Annotated in this window: 13 protein-coding genes; 9 read left to right on the top strand and 4 right to left on the bottom strand. The window is 47.2% G+C overall.

Annotation, left to right across the window (positions count from 1 at the left end; all coding sequences use genetic code 11):
• Positions 1-121: 121 nt before the first annotated feature.
• The 8 genes from HL061_RS06545 to HL061_RS06510 all read left to right on the top strand — a co-directional run bounded on the left by HL061_RS06545 (position 122) and on the right by HL061_RS06510 (position 11,714).
• A complete protein-coding gene (locus tag HL061_RS06545; RefSeq protein WP_071003697.1) occupies positions 122-853 on the top strand; it encodes an amino acid ABC transporter ATP-binding protein in 732 nt (243 codons plus the stop codon).
• Between the two features lie 330 nt (positions 854-1,183).
• Positions 1,184-2,443 (top strand): FAD-dependent oxidoreductase, encoded by a 1,260-nt coding sequence (locus HL061_RS06540; protein ID WP_071002326.1) that lies wholly within the window; start codon positions 1,184-1,186, stop codon positions 2,441-2,443.
• Between the two features lie 305 nt (positions 2,444-2,748).
• Entirely contained in the window at positions 2,749-4,527 is a 1,779-nt protein-coding gene (locus tag HL061_RS06535; protein ID WP_071002325.1) for an AMP-binding protein, read from the top strand.
• Positions 4,528-4,653: 126 nt separating this feature from the next.
• Positions 4,654-6,264: a carboxyl transferase domain-containing protein gene (locus HL061_RS06530; protein ID WP_071002324.1), complete on the top strand. Its 1,611-nt coding sequence runs from the start codon at positions 4,654-4,656 to the stop codon at positions 6,262-6,264.
• A gap of 171 nt (positions 6,265-6,435) precedes the next feature.
• On the top strand, positions 6,436-7,254 hold the full coding sequence (locus tag HL061_RS06525; protein ID WP_240365886.1) for an enoyl-CoA hydratase/isomerase family protein: 819 nt from the start codon (positions 6,436-6,438) through the stop codon (positions 7,252-7,254).
• 70 nt (positions 7,255-7,324) lie between these two features.
• The gene (locus HL061_RS06520; RefSeq protein ID WP_252962637.1) at positions 7,325-9,442 is read left to right on the top strand and encodes an acetyl/propionyl/methylcrotonyl-CoA carboxylase subunit alpha; all 2,118 of its coding nucleotides are present in this window, start codon (positions 7,325-7,327) and stop codon (positions 9,440-9,442) included.
• A 15-nt stretch (positions 9,443-9,457) separates the two neighbouring features.
• Positions 9,458-10,378, top strand: coding sequence for a hydroxymethylglutaryl-CoA lyase (locus tag HL061_RS06515; protein ID WP_071002321.1), 921 nt, complete (start codon positions 9,458-9,460; stop codon positions 10,376-10,378).
• A gap of 148 nt (positions 10,379-10,526) precedes the next feature.
• Positions 10,527-11,714 carry an isovaleryl-CoA dehydrogenase gene (locus HL061_RS06510; RefSeq protein ID WP_071002320.1) on the top strand — a complete coding sequence of 396 codons (1,188 nt, stop codon included), beginning with the start codon at positions 10,527-10,529 and terminating at the stop codon, positions 11,712-11,714.
• 135 nt (positions 11,715-11,849) lie between these two features.
• On the opposite strand, the gene HL061_RS06505 is transcribed toward HL061_RS06510, so the two are convergent.
• Both HL061_RS06505 and HL061_RS06500 read right to left on the bottom strand, forming a co-directional pair.
• Positions 11,850-12,578, bottom strand: coding sequence for a pantothenate kinase (locus HL061_RS06505; protein ID WP_071002319.1), 729 nt, complete (start codon positions 12,576-12,578; stop codon positions 11,850-11,852).
• 71 nt (positions 12,579-12,649) lie between these two features.
• The gene (locus HL061_RS06500; protein WP_252962636.1) at positions 12,650-13,624 is read right to left on the bottom strand and encodes a biotin--[acetyl-CoA-carboxylase] ligase; all 975 of its coding nucleotides are present in this window, start codon (positions 13,622-13,624) and stop codon (positions 12,650-12,652) included.
• A 460-nt stretch (positions 13,625-14,084) separates the two neighbouring features.
• Between HL061_RS06500 and HL061_RS06495 the strand changes: the two genes are divergently transcribed.
• Positions 14,085-14,888: a sulfite exporter TauE/SafE family protein gene (locus tag HL061_RS06495; protein WP_240366480.1), complete on the top strand. Its 804-nt coding sequence runs from the start codon at positions 14,085-14,087 to the stop codon at positions 14,886-14,888.
• Positions 14,889-15,036: 148 nt separating this feature from the next.
• Here HL061_RS06495 and HL061_RS06490 read toward each other — a convergent pair whose 3' ends face one another.
• The gene (locus HL061_RS06490) at positions 15,037-15,609 is read right to left on the bottom strand and encodes an IS630 family transposase (RefSeq protein WP_156770979.1); all 573 of its coding nucleotides are present in this window, start codon (positions 15,607-15,609) and stop codon (positions 15,037-15,039) included.
• Positions 15,557-15,886, bottom strand: coding sequence for an IS630 transposase-related protein (locus HL061_RS06485; RefSeq protein ID WP_071002316.1), 330 nt, complete (start codon positions 15,884-15,886; stop codon positions 15,557-15,559). The genes HL061_RS06490 and HL061_RS06485 overlap by 53 nt, the downstream gene beginning before the upstream one ends.
• Between the last annotated feature and the right edge of the window lie 37 nt (positions 15,887-15,923).

The raw sequence follows: 15,923 nt of genomic DNA, 5'->3' as shown, positions 1-15,923 counted from the left end.
TTAATTTTTAAACGACGGTTATCGATAATAATGTGGTTAGGAGCCAGTGATGAGCAATGCTGATACATACATAAATTCCTTTGGTGGACTGGTGACTAACAATGGCCATGCGACGGATGAAATGGTCATTCAAATGTCCAATGTCAGCAAATGGTACGGCGACTTTCAAGTACTAACTGATTGTACTGCCCACGTGCATAAAGGGGATGTGGTCGTCGTTTGTGGCCCTTCAGGTAGTGGTAAATCGACGCTGATTAAGACCGTTAATGGGCTTGAGCCTTTTCAAAAAGGTGAGATCATGGTCAACGGCATCTCTGTCGGTGATTCAAAGACAAATCTGCCTAAACTACGTAGCCGTGTTGGAATGGTGTTTCAGCATTTTGAATTATTTCCGCATTTGACCATTATTGATAATTTAACGGTTGCCCAAATCAAAGTATTGGGGCGTAAAGAAAGTGAGGCGAAGCAAAAGGCCATGGCGTATCTAGACCGCGTTGGTCTGACGGTACAAGCGGCAAAATACCCAGCCGAGCTCTCTGGCGGTCAGCAGCAGCGTGTGGCGATTGCACGCGCGCTTGCCATGGATCCTGTGGCGATGCTGTTTGATGAGCCAACCTCAGCGCTCGATCCTGAGATGATTCAAGAGGTGCTTGACGTCATGGTCGAGCTGGCGCGTGAGGGCATGACCATGATGTGCGTGACCCATGAGATGGGTTTTGCCAGTCAGGTTGCCAATCGCATTATCTTTATGGATGAAGGGCATATCGTTGAGAACTGTAGTAAAGACGAATTCTTTGAAGGGGCAAAAAGCGATCGTGCGCAGATGTTCTTATCGAAGATTTTGAATCATTAACCATCTTGGCTGTATTTACGCTAGTGCTTAAAATATAAATGAAATCATCAATAAAGAGCGTCTATTAATAGGCGCTTTTTTATGGGCGTTAATCTAGCAATTTGGTTTATAGTCAATCAATATTAAAAGTGGTACAAGGCAGACGAGTGCAAGCACTACAGTAGTAGGCTAAACGAGTCTAACGCTGTAACGCTTTAATAGTGGTTCGACTATAGATGAATATGTGATTGGTTATACGGTTAGATAGGTGAGTGCATGTCTGTTTACTGATACAATGGCGCTCATACTTGTTGATAATTAGAATAATTCATAAACCATATTGGAGTTTTTATGAGCGTAGACAATCTATCTGTAGCATCGGCAACCTCATCAAAAAACGGCGTTGTCATCATTGGCGCAGGCTTGGCAGGCTGGCATGTGATTGATGCGATTCGTGCAAAAGATGCAGATATTCCGATTACCTTGATCACCTCCGATAGTGGCGATCGTTATCACAAGCCGATGCTGACCATGGCGATCAGCCAAAACAAGCGCGCATCAGACTTGGTACGAGCAACAGGTAGCGACGCGGCAAAAGCCGCAGGCGTGACCTTGCTTGCCAATACACAAGTCACAGATATCGATACAGCCACCCAGCAGTTACAGCTTATCTCTGCTAATAGGCCAAATCCCGCCCACACGGATTATGCGACGATCAGCTATGGTAAGTTGGTGCTGGCGATGGGTGCGCATCCTATTTTCCCCAAAAGCTTGCCAGAGGATTTGGTCTGGCATGTCAATCATATCAAGCAGTTCGGTCAGCTACAAGAAAAGCTGGCAACTGGTAGCCAGCATGTCGCCATCGTTGGCGCTGGTATGGTCGGGACAGAAATCGCGGAAGACTTGCTAAAAGCAGGTCATCAAGTGACCTTGATTGATTTGAACGATGCGCCATTATCACAAATGCTACCAGCCAAAGCGACGGCACGTATTGCCAAAGCAATTGAGTCACAAGGTATTCAGTTTTTGGGCGGCTCTCAAGTCTCTGCTGTTACCCGCGTGAGTGGCAATGAAGACGGCAGCGATAGCGAAAAGCTAAGAGTAGACTACGCAGCGCTCGCCTCAACTGAAGATAATGCAGATGTAGAGCAACCTGAGCCGTTGATCGTAGACCATGTGATTGCCAGTACAGGTCTGACCGTCGATGGGCAGCTGCCAGCAGCGGCGGGCGTTACGTTTGACCGTCGTACGGGTATTGTGGTTGATGAATCGACATTGCGCACCGACACTGCACACATCTATGCCATTGGTGATTGTATGTCTATCAATGGGGTTGCTTGTCGTTATGTGGCGCCATTACGCGCACAGGCTGCGACCATCGCTGATGATATCTTAGGGCACGAGCACAGCGGTTATGATCATAAACCACCGATGATTCGTCTAAAGAACAAAGCGATTTCGGTGATGGTAACGGGTGTGCCAAACGCGGCTGGTAATTGGCAAGTGAAGACGGAAAGCGATGATGAACTCATCATGGACTTGCTAGATGACACTGATGCAGTGAGCGCGACCGTGACAATCAAAGCGCCTGCCACTCCCAAAGCCTCCTGATAGACTTGTTTAAAAAGCAAGTTTAAAAGATCACGTTACTGGTTGAGCCAGCCCATTCCTTATGATGGGGCTGGCTTTTTTATGTCAAAAACCTGCCATGATTTTATGTTACTTTTTACTAAGCATGAATATCGAATATCCAATTAAATGATACATACCGTATTGATATTGTTGACATGCTTTCATTTATAGCGTTATAGTAGTTGAATGCTATATCAAACCGAATCAAGGAAGAAGGTTTGCTCGCCAGCGATTAATCAGCACTATCTATAAATACTATAAAAAGTAAAACGAAAGGACTCGTTATGACTCAAAACTCTAATTTCGATGAGACTCACGTTGATTTTGACGCTATTTTGGATAATATCCCTAGTATCAATATGGGCGCACGCTCAGCAAATGCGCCGCTCACCCAAAGCTATGATAAAGGTCCTGATGTACCGCTGATTGAAGCGACCATCGGTGACTTTTTTGATGCTATTGTGTCCAAATATCCTGAGCGCGAAGCGCTGGTCGTCTGTCATCAAAATATTCGCTGGACATATCGTGAGCTACAGCAGCAGGTCAATCAGCTATCCAGTAGCATGATTGAGATGGGGCTTGAGATTGGTGATCGCATCGGGATTTGGTCACACAACAATGCTGAATGGTTGCTGATGCAACTCGCCACCGCAAAAGTCGGCGTTATTCTTGTCAATATCAATCCTGCCTACCGTACCTTTGAGCTGCAATATGCCCTGAACAAACTCGGCTGCTCAGCACTGGTGCTTATGCGCCATTTTAAAACCAGTGACTATGCCAGCTTGATTCGTGAGCTCTGTCCTGAGATTTACCATAAAGATTATACCCAGCTTGATTTGGTTGAGATTCCAACGATTGAACGTATCATTTGGATTGATGAGCCAGACTCTGATGAGGTCTTTGGTTTTATGCAAAAGTTCTCTGCATGGATGGCGGAAGGCGACGCCAACGATCCACGCGTGGCCGAGCGTCAAGCCCAGCTCAAAAATACTGATGCCATCAACGTGCAGTTCACCAGTGGCACGACAGGCACACCAAAAGGCGCAACCTTAAGCCATCGCAATATTCTTAATAACGGCTACTTCATTGGTGAGGCCATGAATCTCACGGAAGCCGACAGACTGTGCATTCCAGTACCGTTGTATCATTGCTTTGGCATGGTGCTTGGTAACCTCGCGATTCTCACGCACGGTGGTTGTATTGTCTATCCAAACGATGGCTTTGAGCCGTTGACGGTATTAAAAGCGGTTGAAGAAGAGAAATGTACGGGTCTACATGGCGTACCGACGATGTTTATCGCGGAGCTTGATCATCCTGAGTTTGAAAACTTTGATTTATCCACTTTGCGTACAGGTATCATGGCAGGCTCTAGTTGTCCGATTGAGGTCATGCGCCGCGTCATCGACAAGATGCACATGAGTGAAGTCACCATTGCCTATGGTATGACAGAGACCAGTCCAGTCTCTTGCCAGACCAATGAGTACACCCCTCTTGAGAAGCAAGTCTCGACCGTAGGATTGGTACAGCCTGCACTTGAGGTAAAAGTGATCGACACCGAGACGGGCGAGATTGTGCCTATCGGAGAGACTGGCGAGCTACTCACGCGTGGTTATTCCGTGATGAAGGGCTATTGGGGTAGCCGTTTTAAAACGCGAGAAGCCATTCAAGATGGTTGGATGCACACGGGTGATTTGGCAACGATGGATGAAGACGGCTATGTGAAAATCGTCGGCCGGAGTAAAGACATGGTGATTCGCGGTGGTGAAAACATCTATCCGGTTGAGATCGAAAACTACCTTTATCGTCATCCCAAGATTCGCGATGTGCAAATCGTTGGCATACCCGACGAGCGTTATGGTGAAGTGCTCGCAGCATGGATTATTCCTAAAGAGCCGGGCTGCTTGACGGAAGAGGAAGTCCGTGAATTCTGCAGCGAGCACATCGCTCATTATAAAGTGCCTGCTTACTATCGCTTTGTCACTGAGTATCCAATGACCATCACGGGCAAGATTCAAAAGTATAAAATTATTGAGCAAATGAAAGAAGAGTTGGGTTTGTCGTAAGCTTATTTATCAGCTCTAAAACACTAAAGATGAACTATGTGGGTCATACTTAAAAAATAGCAGTTGGATCATTCATATAAAAGCTACTCGCATTTACGTATCTATGTATCAAAGAAAAGGGACATCATGAGCGCTATCATAACCAGTAAACTGAGTCCAAACTCAAGCGACTTTCAGCAAAACAGTGCGGCGATGCAAGCGATCGTCGATGATTTGTATGTACACTTGCGTAAAGTCGCCCAAGGTGGCTCAGAGCGCGCCCGTGCCAAGCATCTAGCACGTGGCAAGCTACTACCACGCGAGCGAGTTGAGCGTTTGCTTGATGTGGGTACGCCGTTTTTGGAAGTAGCACCGATGGCAGCGCATGACATGTATGGCGAAGAGATTCCAGCGGCTGGCGTGATTGCCGGTATTGGTCGTATCAATGGTATTGAGTGTATGATTGTCTGTAATGATGCCACGGTAAAAGGCGGCACCTACTACCCAATGACAGTCAAAAAGCATTTGCGCGCTCAAGAGATTGCGCAAGAAAATCATTTGCCGTGTGTTTATTTGGTTGATTCAGGTGGTGCTAATTTACCCAACCAAGATGACGTATTCCCTGATAAAGAGCACTTTGGCCGTATCTTTTTTAACCAAGCAAACCTCAGTGCGGCAGGTATTCCGCAAATCGCGGTGGTCATGGGTAGCTGTACGGCTGGTGGTGCGTACGTGCCTGCCATGAGCGATGAATCTATCATTGTCAAAGAGCAAGGCACGATATTTTTGGGTGGTCCGCCACTGGTAAAAGCTGCAACGGGTGAAGAGGTGAGTGCAGAGGATTTGGGCGGCGGTGATGTGCATACGCGGCTATCAGGCGTGGTCGATCACTTAGCGCAAAACGACACGCATGCGTTATCAATCGCCCGTAACATCGTCAGTCATTTGAATCGCCCTGCCAAACACATTCCTAATCAAATCACACCGCGACCACCACGTTATGACGCCAAAGAGCTGTACGGCGTTATTCCAACGGACAAGCGCAAGCCATTTGATATCAAAGAAATCATCGCCCGTATCGTTGATGACAGTGCCTTTGATGAATTCAAAGCGCGCTTTGGCACGACATTGGTTTGTGGATTTGCTCATATCGAAGGGATGCCTGTGGGTATCATTGCTAATAACGGCATTCTATTTAGTGAGTCGGCGCAAAAAGGCACGCATTTCATCGAGCTGTGCTGTAAGCGCAAAATTCCATTGGTATTTTTGCAGAATATCACAGGCTTTATGGTTGGGCGCAAATACGAAAACGAAGGCATTGCTCGTCACGGTGCCAAGATGGTGATGGCAGTTGCCAATGCCAAAGTACCGAAATTCACCGTCATCGTTGGTGGCTCGTTTGGCGCGGGTAACTACGGTATGTGTGGCCGTGCTTACAGTCCGCGCTTTTTGTGGATGTGGCCAAATGCCCGTATCTCTGTCATGGGCGGTGAGCAAGCAGCGTCAGTACTGGCAACGGTCAAACGTGATAACTTTGATCGCAAGGGTGAGGCGTGGAGTGAGGAAGATGAAGCGGCATTTAAAGCACCAATTCGTGAAATGTATGAAGCGCAAGGTCATCCCTATTATGCCACCGCGCGCCTGTGGGACGATGGCGTGATTGATCCTGCTGATACCCGTCATGTATTGGCATTGGGACTGAGCGCTGCCTATAACGCACCGATTGAAGAGACGACTTTTGGTGTCTTTAGAATGTAAGCGCTAAGGTCTGCTCGTGATGAGAGAGTGGTGCGACAATCTTTTTAAATACGATTCTACCGCAACATCGGGTTTTGACATCTTACTTTCTTATATGAGCATTATGATGGATGACCCAAACGTTGGGCTAAGTATTTACATAGACATATAAATAGGAACATAGAGAAAGTTATGAAAGAAGCAAAATCAAAAAATAGTAATCATTATAAAAGTCTATTAGTCGATATAAAACAACACGTCGCTACCGTGACGTTAAATCGTCCCGAGATACGCAATGCCTTTAATGACGAGATGATCGCCGAGCTGACAGAGGCTTTCACTGTGCTTGGTGCTGACGATGACGTACGTGTCATTGTGTTAGCCGCTGCTGGCAAAGCGTTCTGTGCAGGCGCTGATCTTAATTGGATGCGCGCCATGGCGGATTATAGCTATGAAGAGAATCTAGCGGATGCGGATAAATTGGCGCAAATGCTTAAGACAATTTATGAGTGTCCTAAGCCGACGATTGCGGCAATACAAGGCGATGTCTATGCAGGTGGTATGGGTCTCGTTGCCGTCTGTGATGTGGCCATCGCTGTGAAGATTGCCAACTTTTGCCTGAGCGAAGTGCGCTTGGGCTTGGCACCTGCGACCATCAGTCCTTATGTCATCCGAGCGATGGGCGCTAGAGCTGCGCAGCGTTACTTCTTAAGTGCTGAGGTGTTTGATGCCAAAAAAGCACGTCAGCTTGGCTTTATCCATGAGCGCGTGAGCGAAGAATGGTTAGATGATGAGGTCACGACACTTTGTGCCAAAATGGTTAAAAACAGCCCCGATGCGGTCAAAACCTGCAAGCAGCTATTACACGATGTTGCTGGCGCGCCCATCACTGATGAGCTGATTGCTGATACGGTAAAAGGTATTGCGGATATTCGCGCATCAACACAAGGAAAGGAGGGCGTGCAAGCATTTTTGCAAAAGCGCAAGCCTGATTGGTTGACAGCAAACTAACGATAAACGAATAGATAAACGGACAAATAGACAAGACGTCAAATAATAATGACAAGATACAGGGATAGTTATGTTTTCTAAAATTCTAATTGCCAACCGTGGTGAAATTGCTTGCCGAGTGGCCGCAACTGCCAAGCGTCTTGGCGTCAGTACCGTCGCGGTGTATTCTGATGCTGATCGCGAAGCCAAGCACGTGGCGGTTTGTGATGAAGCGATCTATCTAGGCGGTTCGGCACCGAAAGACAGCTATCTCAAAGGTGATGCCATTATTGCCATCGCCAAGCAAACAGGTGCTGAGGCCATCCACCCAGGCTATGGGTTTTTGAGTGAAAACGCCGATTTTGCACAGGCCTGCCAAGAGGCTGGTTTGGTGTTTATCGGACCCTCTGCTGAGGCGATTCGCGCCATGGGCGGCAAATCTGAGTCCAAGCGCTTGATGGAGGCCGCTGGCGTGCCGCTGATACCCGGCTATCATGGTGACAATCAAGACGCCCAGTTTTTGCAGCAGCAAGCAGATGATATTGGCTATCCTGTCTTAATCAAAGCGAGTGCAGGCGGCGGCGGCAAAGGCATGCGTATCGTTGAGCAAAGCAGTGATTTTATTGACTTGCTTGACTCGTGCCGCCGTGAAGCAATTACCAGTTTTGGCAATGATCAAGTGTTGATCGAAAAATATGCGCTCAAACCACGCCATATCGAAATCCAAGTATTTGGCGATACGCATGGCAATTATGTGCATCTGTTTGAGCGGGATTGCTCCGTGCAGCGTCGCCATCAAAAAGTATTGGAAGAAGCGCCAGCACCGGGTGTCGATAGGGCCATGCGTGAAGCGATGGGTACGGCTGCAATTGAGGCGGCGCGTGCGGTTAATTATGTCGGCGCTGGCACGGTTGAGTTTATTGTGGAGCAGCGCGAAGGCACGATGAATTTTTATTTCATGGAGATGAACACGCGCTTGCAAGTTGAACATCCGGTCAGCGAAGCCATTACTGGTGTGGATTTGGTCGAGTGGCAACTGTTGGTCGCTGCGGGTCAGCCATTGCCAAAATCGCAAGACGATTTGACGATCAATGGTCATGCGATCGAAGCGCGTATCTGTGCTGAAAACCCTGACAATAATTTTTTACCAGCGACGGGAACGTTGTTTACCTATCAGAAGCCTGAGCACAGCACCTTTGTCATTGATAAAAACGGCGCTGATGTGCGTATCGATGATGGCGTACGCGAGGGTGATGTCATCAGTCCCTTCTACGATTCTATGATTGCCAAGCTTATCGTCCACGCACCCACACGCGAGCAAGCGTTGGCGAGACTCGATCGTGCATTGGCGCAGACGCGTATCGTCGGTCTACCAAATAATGTGGCATTTTTGCGTTATATCTTAAATACCGACTCATTTAACAACGCCAATCTTGATACGGCGCTGATAGAGCGCGAGCAGGACAAGCTATTTGATCAGCATCCGCTTGGATTATCGACGCTTGTGGTGACGGCTATTACGCAGCAGCTTGCGAGTGAAGCCGTATTACAAAAGATCGACAACGACCCCTTTAGCAAACCGACAGGATTCCGTGCTTATAGCGATTACACTCGCTCATTTAGCCTCATTTATAATGAGCAGTCCTATTATGCTCGTATCAGTAACTGGCACAATGTGAGTGGCGCTGAACGCAAAAAGGGCGGTGACAATCTCAGTAGCTTTGCGCTTGTCATTGGTAAAGAAGTCGCGAACACGCAGGATGATAGCAATATCAATGTCGCCGCTCAGACTGAAACGGTTTATGAAGGCCAAGTCAGCTATGATAGCAGTGATGCGCACAATCATACCTTATGGTTAGAGGGTGCACGTATCAGTGCGCAGAGCTGGGTTAGTAATGAGACAGTTTATGTGTTCACAGATAGCGGATGCGATGAGATTACCTTAATTGATGTGATGGCGCATGTGGGTGAAGACACAGCAGCAGTCGGCAGCCTAAAATCACCGATGCCAGGGCAAGTCGTTGCATTCAAAGTAGCTGTTGGCGATACTGTGAAAAAAGGCGAACCACTTGCGGTCATCGAAGCCATGAAGATCGAACATACCATTACCGCACCAAATGATGGTGTGGTAGCAGAACTATTATTTGCAGCAGGTGATTTGGTCGCTGATGGTGATGAGCTACTGCGTATCGATAGTGAAAGCGAATAGAAAAGGACAATAAGCATGAGCCACTCGTATCCAAGCCATGTCACCATCGTCGATGTCAGTCCGCGTGATGGATTGCAAAACGAATCCATGACGGTACCGACCGAGGTTAAACAAGCCTTAATCAATGATTTAATTGACGCAGGGATTAAAAAACTGGAGGTGACCAGTTTTGTCTCGCCAAAGTGGGTGCCACAAATGGGCGATAACAGCGCATTGCTTGATGCGCTTGCGCCAACGCGGCAGAAGGACGTTTGTTACTCAGTACTCGTGCCCAATATGCGCGGCTTTGACAATGCGATTGCCTACCGTCCTGATGAAATTGTTATTTTTGGTTCAGCCAGCGAAACCTTTAGCCAAAAAAATATCAATTGCAGTATCGATGAGAGTATTGAGCGTTTCACGCCCGTTGCCGCTGCGGCAAAAGCGCAAGGTATCAAAGTACGCGGCGTTATCTCTTGTACCGTTGGTTGTCCTTATGAAGGCGAGATTGACCCTAGCCAAGTCGCTTACGTGACCAAGCGGTTGATTGAGATTGGTTCAGAGCAGATTGGCATTGCCGATACGATCGGTGTGGGTACGCCGCTCAAAGTACAGCGTGCCCTACAAGCAGCGCTTGAGTATGCTGATATTGCCATGTTATCAGGTCACTTTCATGATACTTACGGTCAAGCACTCAGCAATACCCTAGCGGCATTACAAATGGGTGTCAGCGAATTTGATACCTCAGTCGCAGGCCTCGGTGGCTGTCCGTATGCCAAAGGCGCAACGGGCAATGTCGCGACCGAAGATGTGGTATATATGCTGCATGGCATGGGTATCAGCACGGGTATCGATTTGGAAAAATTGGTCGTGGCAGGCGAGCGTATTAGTGGGTTTTTAAAGCGTCCAAATGGCTCAAACGTGGCACGGGCTTTGATTAATAAATGTCAGTCTTAAAAAATTATCGTAAAAATGAAATATAGTCGAACCACTATTAAAGTGTTACAGCGTTAGACTCGTTTAGCCTACTACTGTAGTACTTACACTCGTCTGCCTTGTACCACTTTTAATATTGATTGACTATACTAAAAAACAAGGAATGGTCATGAGTTTACCTGGATTGAATTTTCAGCTTGGCGAAGATATTGACGCGCTACGTGCTGTCGTACAGCAGTTTGCGGCCAATGAGATTGCCCCGCGTGCAAGCGAGATCGACAGCAGTGATGAGTTCCCTATGGATCTGTGGCAAAAGATGGGCGATCTGGGTCTACATGGCATTACCGTCCCTGAAGAGTATGGCGGCTCCAACATGGGCTATGTCGCTCATATGGTGGCGATGGAAGAGATTAGCCGAGCGTCGGCATCGGTGGCGCTTAGCTATGGTGCGCATTCTAACTTGTGCATTAACCAAATCAAACGCAACGGCTCTGAAGCACAGAAACAAAAATATTTGCCAAAACTCATCAGCGGCGAGTTCATCGGTGCATTAGCAATGAGTGAGACCGGTGCTGGTTCAGATGTCGTCAGCATGAAGCTCAAAGCCGAAGAAAAAGACGGTAATTACATCTTGAACGGTAGCAAAATGTGGATCACCAATGGCCCTGATGCGGATGTGATGGTGGTCTATGCCAAGACCAATCCTGAAATGGGTGCCAAAGGTATGACCGCCTTTATCGTAGAAAAAGGTATGGAAGGGTTTGGTACCGCGCAAAAGCTCGATAAGCTTGGCATGCGTGGTAGCCATACGGGTGAGATGACTTTTAACAATGTCATCGTACCAAGCGACAATATCTTGGGCGGTCTCAATGAAGGCGTTAAGGTACTCATGAGTGGCCTAGATTATGAGCGTGCCGTATTAGCCGCAGGTCCTATTGGCATCATGCAGGCGGTGATGGACAATGTCGTCCCTTATATCCATGAGCGCAAGCAGTTTGGTCAAGCAATTGGTGAGTTTCAATTAATCCAAGGCAAAGCGGCTGATATGTATACTATTTTGCAGGCAGGTCGTAGCTTCTTATACACCGTTGGTAAAAACCTCGATATGCTAGACGCGCACGGCGCAGGACACAGCCGAGAAGTGCGAAAAGACTGTGCTAGTGTGATTTTATGGTGTGCCGAAAAAGCCACATGGATGGCAGGTGAGGGCATTCAGATATTTGGCGGTAATGGGTATACCAACGAGTATCCACTCGGTCGCTACTGGCGCGATGCTAAGCTGTATGAGATTGGCGCAGGTACTAGCGAGATTCGTCGTATGCTGGTCGGTCGTGAGCTGTTTAACGAGACCAAATAAAAAAGGGTTAGAACAGTAGCTAGCAAAGCTTTGACCTTATAAAAGAGAAAAGTATCTAATAAAAAAGCAGCACGCTTTAAACGTGCTGCTTTTTTTGTCAGTGTGACAGTATGATATTGGCTTATCTATGACGGATTATGACTTATTACGATAATCAAAATACCGTGCCAGACCATTTAATAATAAATCATCGCGCAAGCGTACGGGGCGATTGACATGCTGCGAGATAGTGGCCGCATCGCCGCCTGTCATGATCACTTCAAAGTTTGGGTGACGACGACTAATCTCATTGATTGCACCAACGATAGAGAGCAAGATGCCACGGTGCACCGCGTCTTGGGTGGTCATGCCTTGGCTAACACTATCAAACGTGCCGTTAGAGATGGTGATTTGCTTGGTTCCAGAAAACAGAGACTCGCGTTGTAGGTAAATACTGGGGAAGATATAACCACCCAAATGCTCAGCGTGATCAATCAAGTCAATGGTCACTGCCGTACCGCAGCCGATCACGCATTGGCGTTTTTTCTTATCGACGGCTCCTAGCATCTGTAGCCAGCGATCACAGCCGAGCTGCTGGTCATTATAAGCACTTTTCATAAGCGCATGCGCGGCATCAACATGGACAAACTCAAATGGAATGTTCAAACGACTGAGCGTCTCTGATACTTGGGCATTGAGCGCATCGCCCAGTACGGATGAGATACCAATAAAATCGGGCGCATAACGCTCAAAGCGGTCAGTCAGACCCATGAGTAATTCAGCGGGTGCTTGCAGATGCTGCTTGGCATCATGTGAGACTATCTGCCCGATATCGTCGGTCAGCCAGTATTTTAGGCGGGTATTGCCAAGATCAAGCCAGAGCATAAAAATCCCTTTATATAGCGCTCGTTAATGATGGTGCTCGTCAGTGTTATGATTAAGCCTAGGGCGTGTCCCTAATAAATAACGTCAATACGCCCAGTAAAAAGCGTAGAAATCTTACCGTTATCTTGCTGTAATTGCAAACACCCATGAGTGTCGACACCGCAAGCGACTCCCGTCATGACTTTTTTCTCATTATTATAGTCTTGGGTAACACGTAAACGCAGACCGGCTAGCGCATCCATCGCTGCAAACTGCTGCAAAAATCCATCTAAATAATAGGTATGCCCCGTTGGTTTTTCGATGGCCAAATGCTCAAAGCGAATCATCGCTGCCATCAGTGCTTTGCTCATCTGCTGATACAATGTTTGTAAGTCTGGCAGGCTCGTGGCAGCTGCCACTTCTGGATGTAGCAACTCATGGATGTCCTGTAAGCTGATCGCTTGATAACTCATCCCCTCAGAGGTTTGCGCGGTGAGCGTTGGCGCAGCTTTTACATTCAACCCAATGCCTAGTACCACACCAACCAGCTTGCCAGATTTGGTCACGGGTTCTATCAAGATGCCAGCGAGTTTTTGAAAGGGCAATGTGCGCTGAAGTGAGATGGCGCTGTCTAAAGCTGAACCGTCGGGTGCAGAGTGCGCCAATTCAGAATGATGACTGGCTTGACTCTGATAAAACCCCAAATCATTTGCCCATTTCACCCCAATTGGCGTCAGACCTTGCGCTTGTAGTTGTTCATTTACGGTTTGGATAACAGGCATTTTTGCCAGCTCAAGACCAATAATCAAAGACAGTAGCCCACTAACTGGCATATGCACCGGATGGTACAACGACAGGTAGACATTGCCGCGTGGTGACTGCCACGAGCGCCCATGTTGTCCACGTCCCGCGCTCTGCGTCTCTGCGGTCAAGACGTGTACGGTAGCAGCATCTAGCGTGCCATCTTGCAGTGCTGCGATCAGCTCGCTATTGGTCGAGGTGCTACTGGCAACGTGACGGTGGTTAAGCTCGGATAAAGCGGGAGAAAAATTGGTGAGTGGTGACATAAGTTTAATCGATGTGGTTAAAGGAAACTTTGATATACTAAGCGGTTACCAAAGACAGCATACCAAAGACAGAATAAAGGTCACGTTGAGATTTGGCAAATACAGTTAAGTGCGCTAAGAAACCAGTAAGTAGGCAATAAAATTAATACTAGGGCGTGTTGAACATTCGCAAATAGGCACTGCTGATTGCTAAAATTGTTCCAGACAAGGCACAAAGCGACGATAATGCAGATGCCTAAGCGAGATTTGTAACGCAGTATGGGGCAATTTTAGCATCAGCCCCAACGATAAAAAGCAGGGGACAGGACTCTTTTTTGCCGCTTCATTGTTAAAAATAAGCGCTTAGAGTGACTAAACTTATTATTTTTAACATCGAATCGCCTAAAAAATAGTCGCTGTCAGTGCCATGGTCGAATGTTCAACACGCCCTAGGCCAGTATTATAAAAGGTTTGTTCTATGATGTTATATGTGTGGTTTGTGATTGCAGGGGCGTTTGCAGGTGTCAGTGCAGGCTTGTTTGGCGTGGGCGGCGGCATGATTATCGTCCCCGCCCTGGTCTGGATTTTTACCGCCTATGACTTTTCGCCAGAGGTGGTGACACACCTAGCTATTGGTACGTCTCTTGCGACCATTGTTGTGACCTCGATCAGCTCACTGACGGCTCACAATAAACGCGGCGGTGTCCGCTGGGAAGTGTGGCGCAAGATGGCGCTCGGCTTGGTGGCGGGGAGTTTGGTCGGCGCTGGTATCGCAGATATGATTGATGGTCAGGCGCTACAAGCCATCATCGGTGTTGGCGCGCTATTGGTTGCGCTAAAAATGCTGTTCTTTTCTAACAAAGAGCAAGTGGGCAAACCGCTGCCACCTGCTGGGGTACAGTTTGGCGCTGGTACGGGCATTGGCATGGCGTCCTCTATCTTTGGGATTGGCGGTGGTAGTTTGACCGTACCGTTTTTGAACTGGGCGGGGCTGCCGATGAAGCAATCGGTCGGTACGTCGGCGGCGTGTGGTCTGCCTATTGCTCTGGCTGGCGCGGCTGGATTTGCCTGGTTTGGTCAAGATGTGGTCAATCTGCCTGAGGGCACCATCGGATTTGTCCATGTCATAGGATTTTTGTGTATTTCGGTGGCGAGCTTTGCAATGGCAAAAGTGGGTGCCAAACTTGCTCATGTATTGCCTGCCTTGATGCTCAAGCGCGCGTTTGGCGTATTATTGATATTTGCAGGAGGGCAGTTGTTATTAAGTGGATTGGGTGTGATTTAGTTTTGGTGTAGTGAATTAGTTACTAATAATAAATTGAGGGTTCAATATGGCTATTACCGAATTATTCCATAAAAGACAGAAAAGAATTCGAGGCGAATATCCTGACGTTTACCAGTACGAAGAATTGCCTAACAAATTAAAAGTATAGTCAGTTCAAAATAAAATTGTTATGGTTAGGACAAACATCATAAAACAACTTGGATAAGTCGTTTTCCAACCAGCCTTGGCGTAGAAACTTTACTTGTGCCCATTTCTTTTCAATAGGGTTCAAATCAGGGCTGTACGGTGGCAGCCATAGAATACGATGACCATGCCTATTCAGTAGCTTTTGAATGCGCTTCTTCTTATGAAATCGAGCGTTATCCATCACAATCACGCATTTGGTTTTAAGACTTGGGATTAGGGTTTGTTTGCACCAGTTGTAGAATATGCTGCTGTTAATGTTGTGCTTAAAGTAATCTAGTGCAAACAGCATCTTTTCATAGAGAGCACCGATAACGTTGGTTCGCTTTTTACCTTGCCAATTGTAGCTATCAATACAAGGTGTACCAATTAATGTGTACCCATGAGAGCGAATAGTCTCGTACTCAAAGCCGCTTTCATCCATGTAAACAATGGGATAGCCTTGTTGTTTAAAGATATCAAGCTTACTGTGATATATCGCTCTTTTAATCGGACAGGCTTTTGGATGTTCTAAGGTCTTTTTTTTGACTGATACCAAGCCGTTTTAGGGCATGATGAATGCCTGTTTTACTACAGTTCAAACGACGTGCTCGCTCATACTGGTAATCGTCGGGATGTTCTTTGACATCATTAAGTAGCACGTCATCTGGTATTTTATAGGGTTTGGTTTGCCTGGTTGTTTTGCTATGAATACGCCGCTTCCAGTTCTGTATGGTGGTTGGGCTCAGATTATAAAACTCAGCCGCCTCGGCAAAGGTCATACCCTCGTCTAAGCTTTTTAGTACTTGCATACGAAAATCTAGTGAGTAAGTCATGGTCTTTATAATAACAATTGAATTTGATAATTAGTTT

Source organism: Psychrobacter sp. PSP (assembly GCF_024085615.1).
Taxonomy (GTDB): Bacteria; Pseudomonadota; Gammaproteobacteria; order Pseudomonadales; family Moraxellaceae; genus Psychrobacter; species Psychrobacter pacificensis.
The sequence above is the reverse complement of the archived record's forward strand: the minus strand, read 5'-3'. Positions and strand labels throughout refer to the sequence as shown.

Coding starts and splice junctions, on each gene's coding strand:
- HL061_RS06500 (WP_252962636.1), bottom strand. CDS start 13,624: ATGTCACCACTCACCAATTTTTCTCCCGCTTTATCCGAGCTTAACCAC.
- HL061_RS06510 (WP_071002320.1), top strand. CDS start 10,527: ATGAGTTTACCTGGATTGAATTTTCAGCTTGGCGAAGATATTGACGCG.
- HL061_RS06495 (WP_240366480.1), top strand. CDS start 14,085: ATGTTATATGTGTGGTTTGTGATTGCAGGGGCGTTTGCAGGTGTCAGT.
- HL061_RS06530 (WP_071002324.1), top strand. CDS start 4,654: ATGAGCGCTATCATAACCAGTAAACTGAGTCCAAACTCAAGCGACTTT.
- HL061_RS06515 (WP_071002321.1), top strand. CDS start 9,458: ATGAGCCACTCGTATCCAAGCCATGTCACCATCGTCGATGTCAGTCCG.
- HL061_RS06540 (WP_071002326.1), top strand. CDS start 1,184: ATGAGCGTAGACAATCTATCTGTAGCATCGGCAACCTCATCAAAAAAC.
- HL061_RS06525 (WP_240365886.1), top strand. CDS start 6,436: ATGAAAGAAGCAAAATCAAAAAATAGTAATCATTATAAAAGTCTATTA.
- HL061_RS06545 (WP_071003697.1), top strand. CDS start 122: ATGGTCATTCAAATGTCCAATGTCAGCAAATGGTACGGCGACTTTCAA.
- HL061_RS06535 (WP_071002325.1), top strand. CDS start 2,749: ATGACTCAAAACTCTAATTTCGATGAGACTCACGTTGATTTTGACGCT.
- HL061_RS06505 (WP_071002319.1), bottom strand. CDS start 12,578: ATGCTCTGGCTTGATCTTGGCAATACCCGCCTAAAATACTGGCTGACC.
- HL061_RS06520 (WP_252962637.1), top strand. CDS start 7,325: ATGTTTTCTAAAATTCTAATTGCCAACCGTGGTGAAATTGCTTGCCGA.
- HL061_RS06485 (WP_071002316.1), bottom strand. CDS start 15,886: ATGACTTACTCACTAGATTTTCGTATGCAAGTACTAAAAAGCTTAGAC.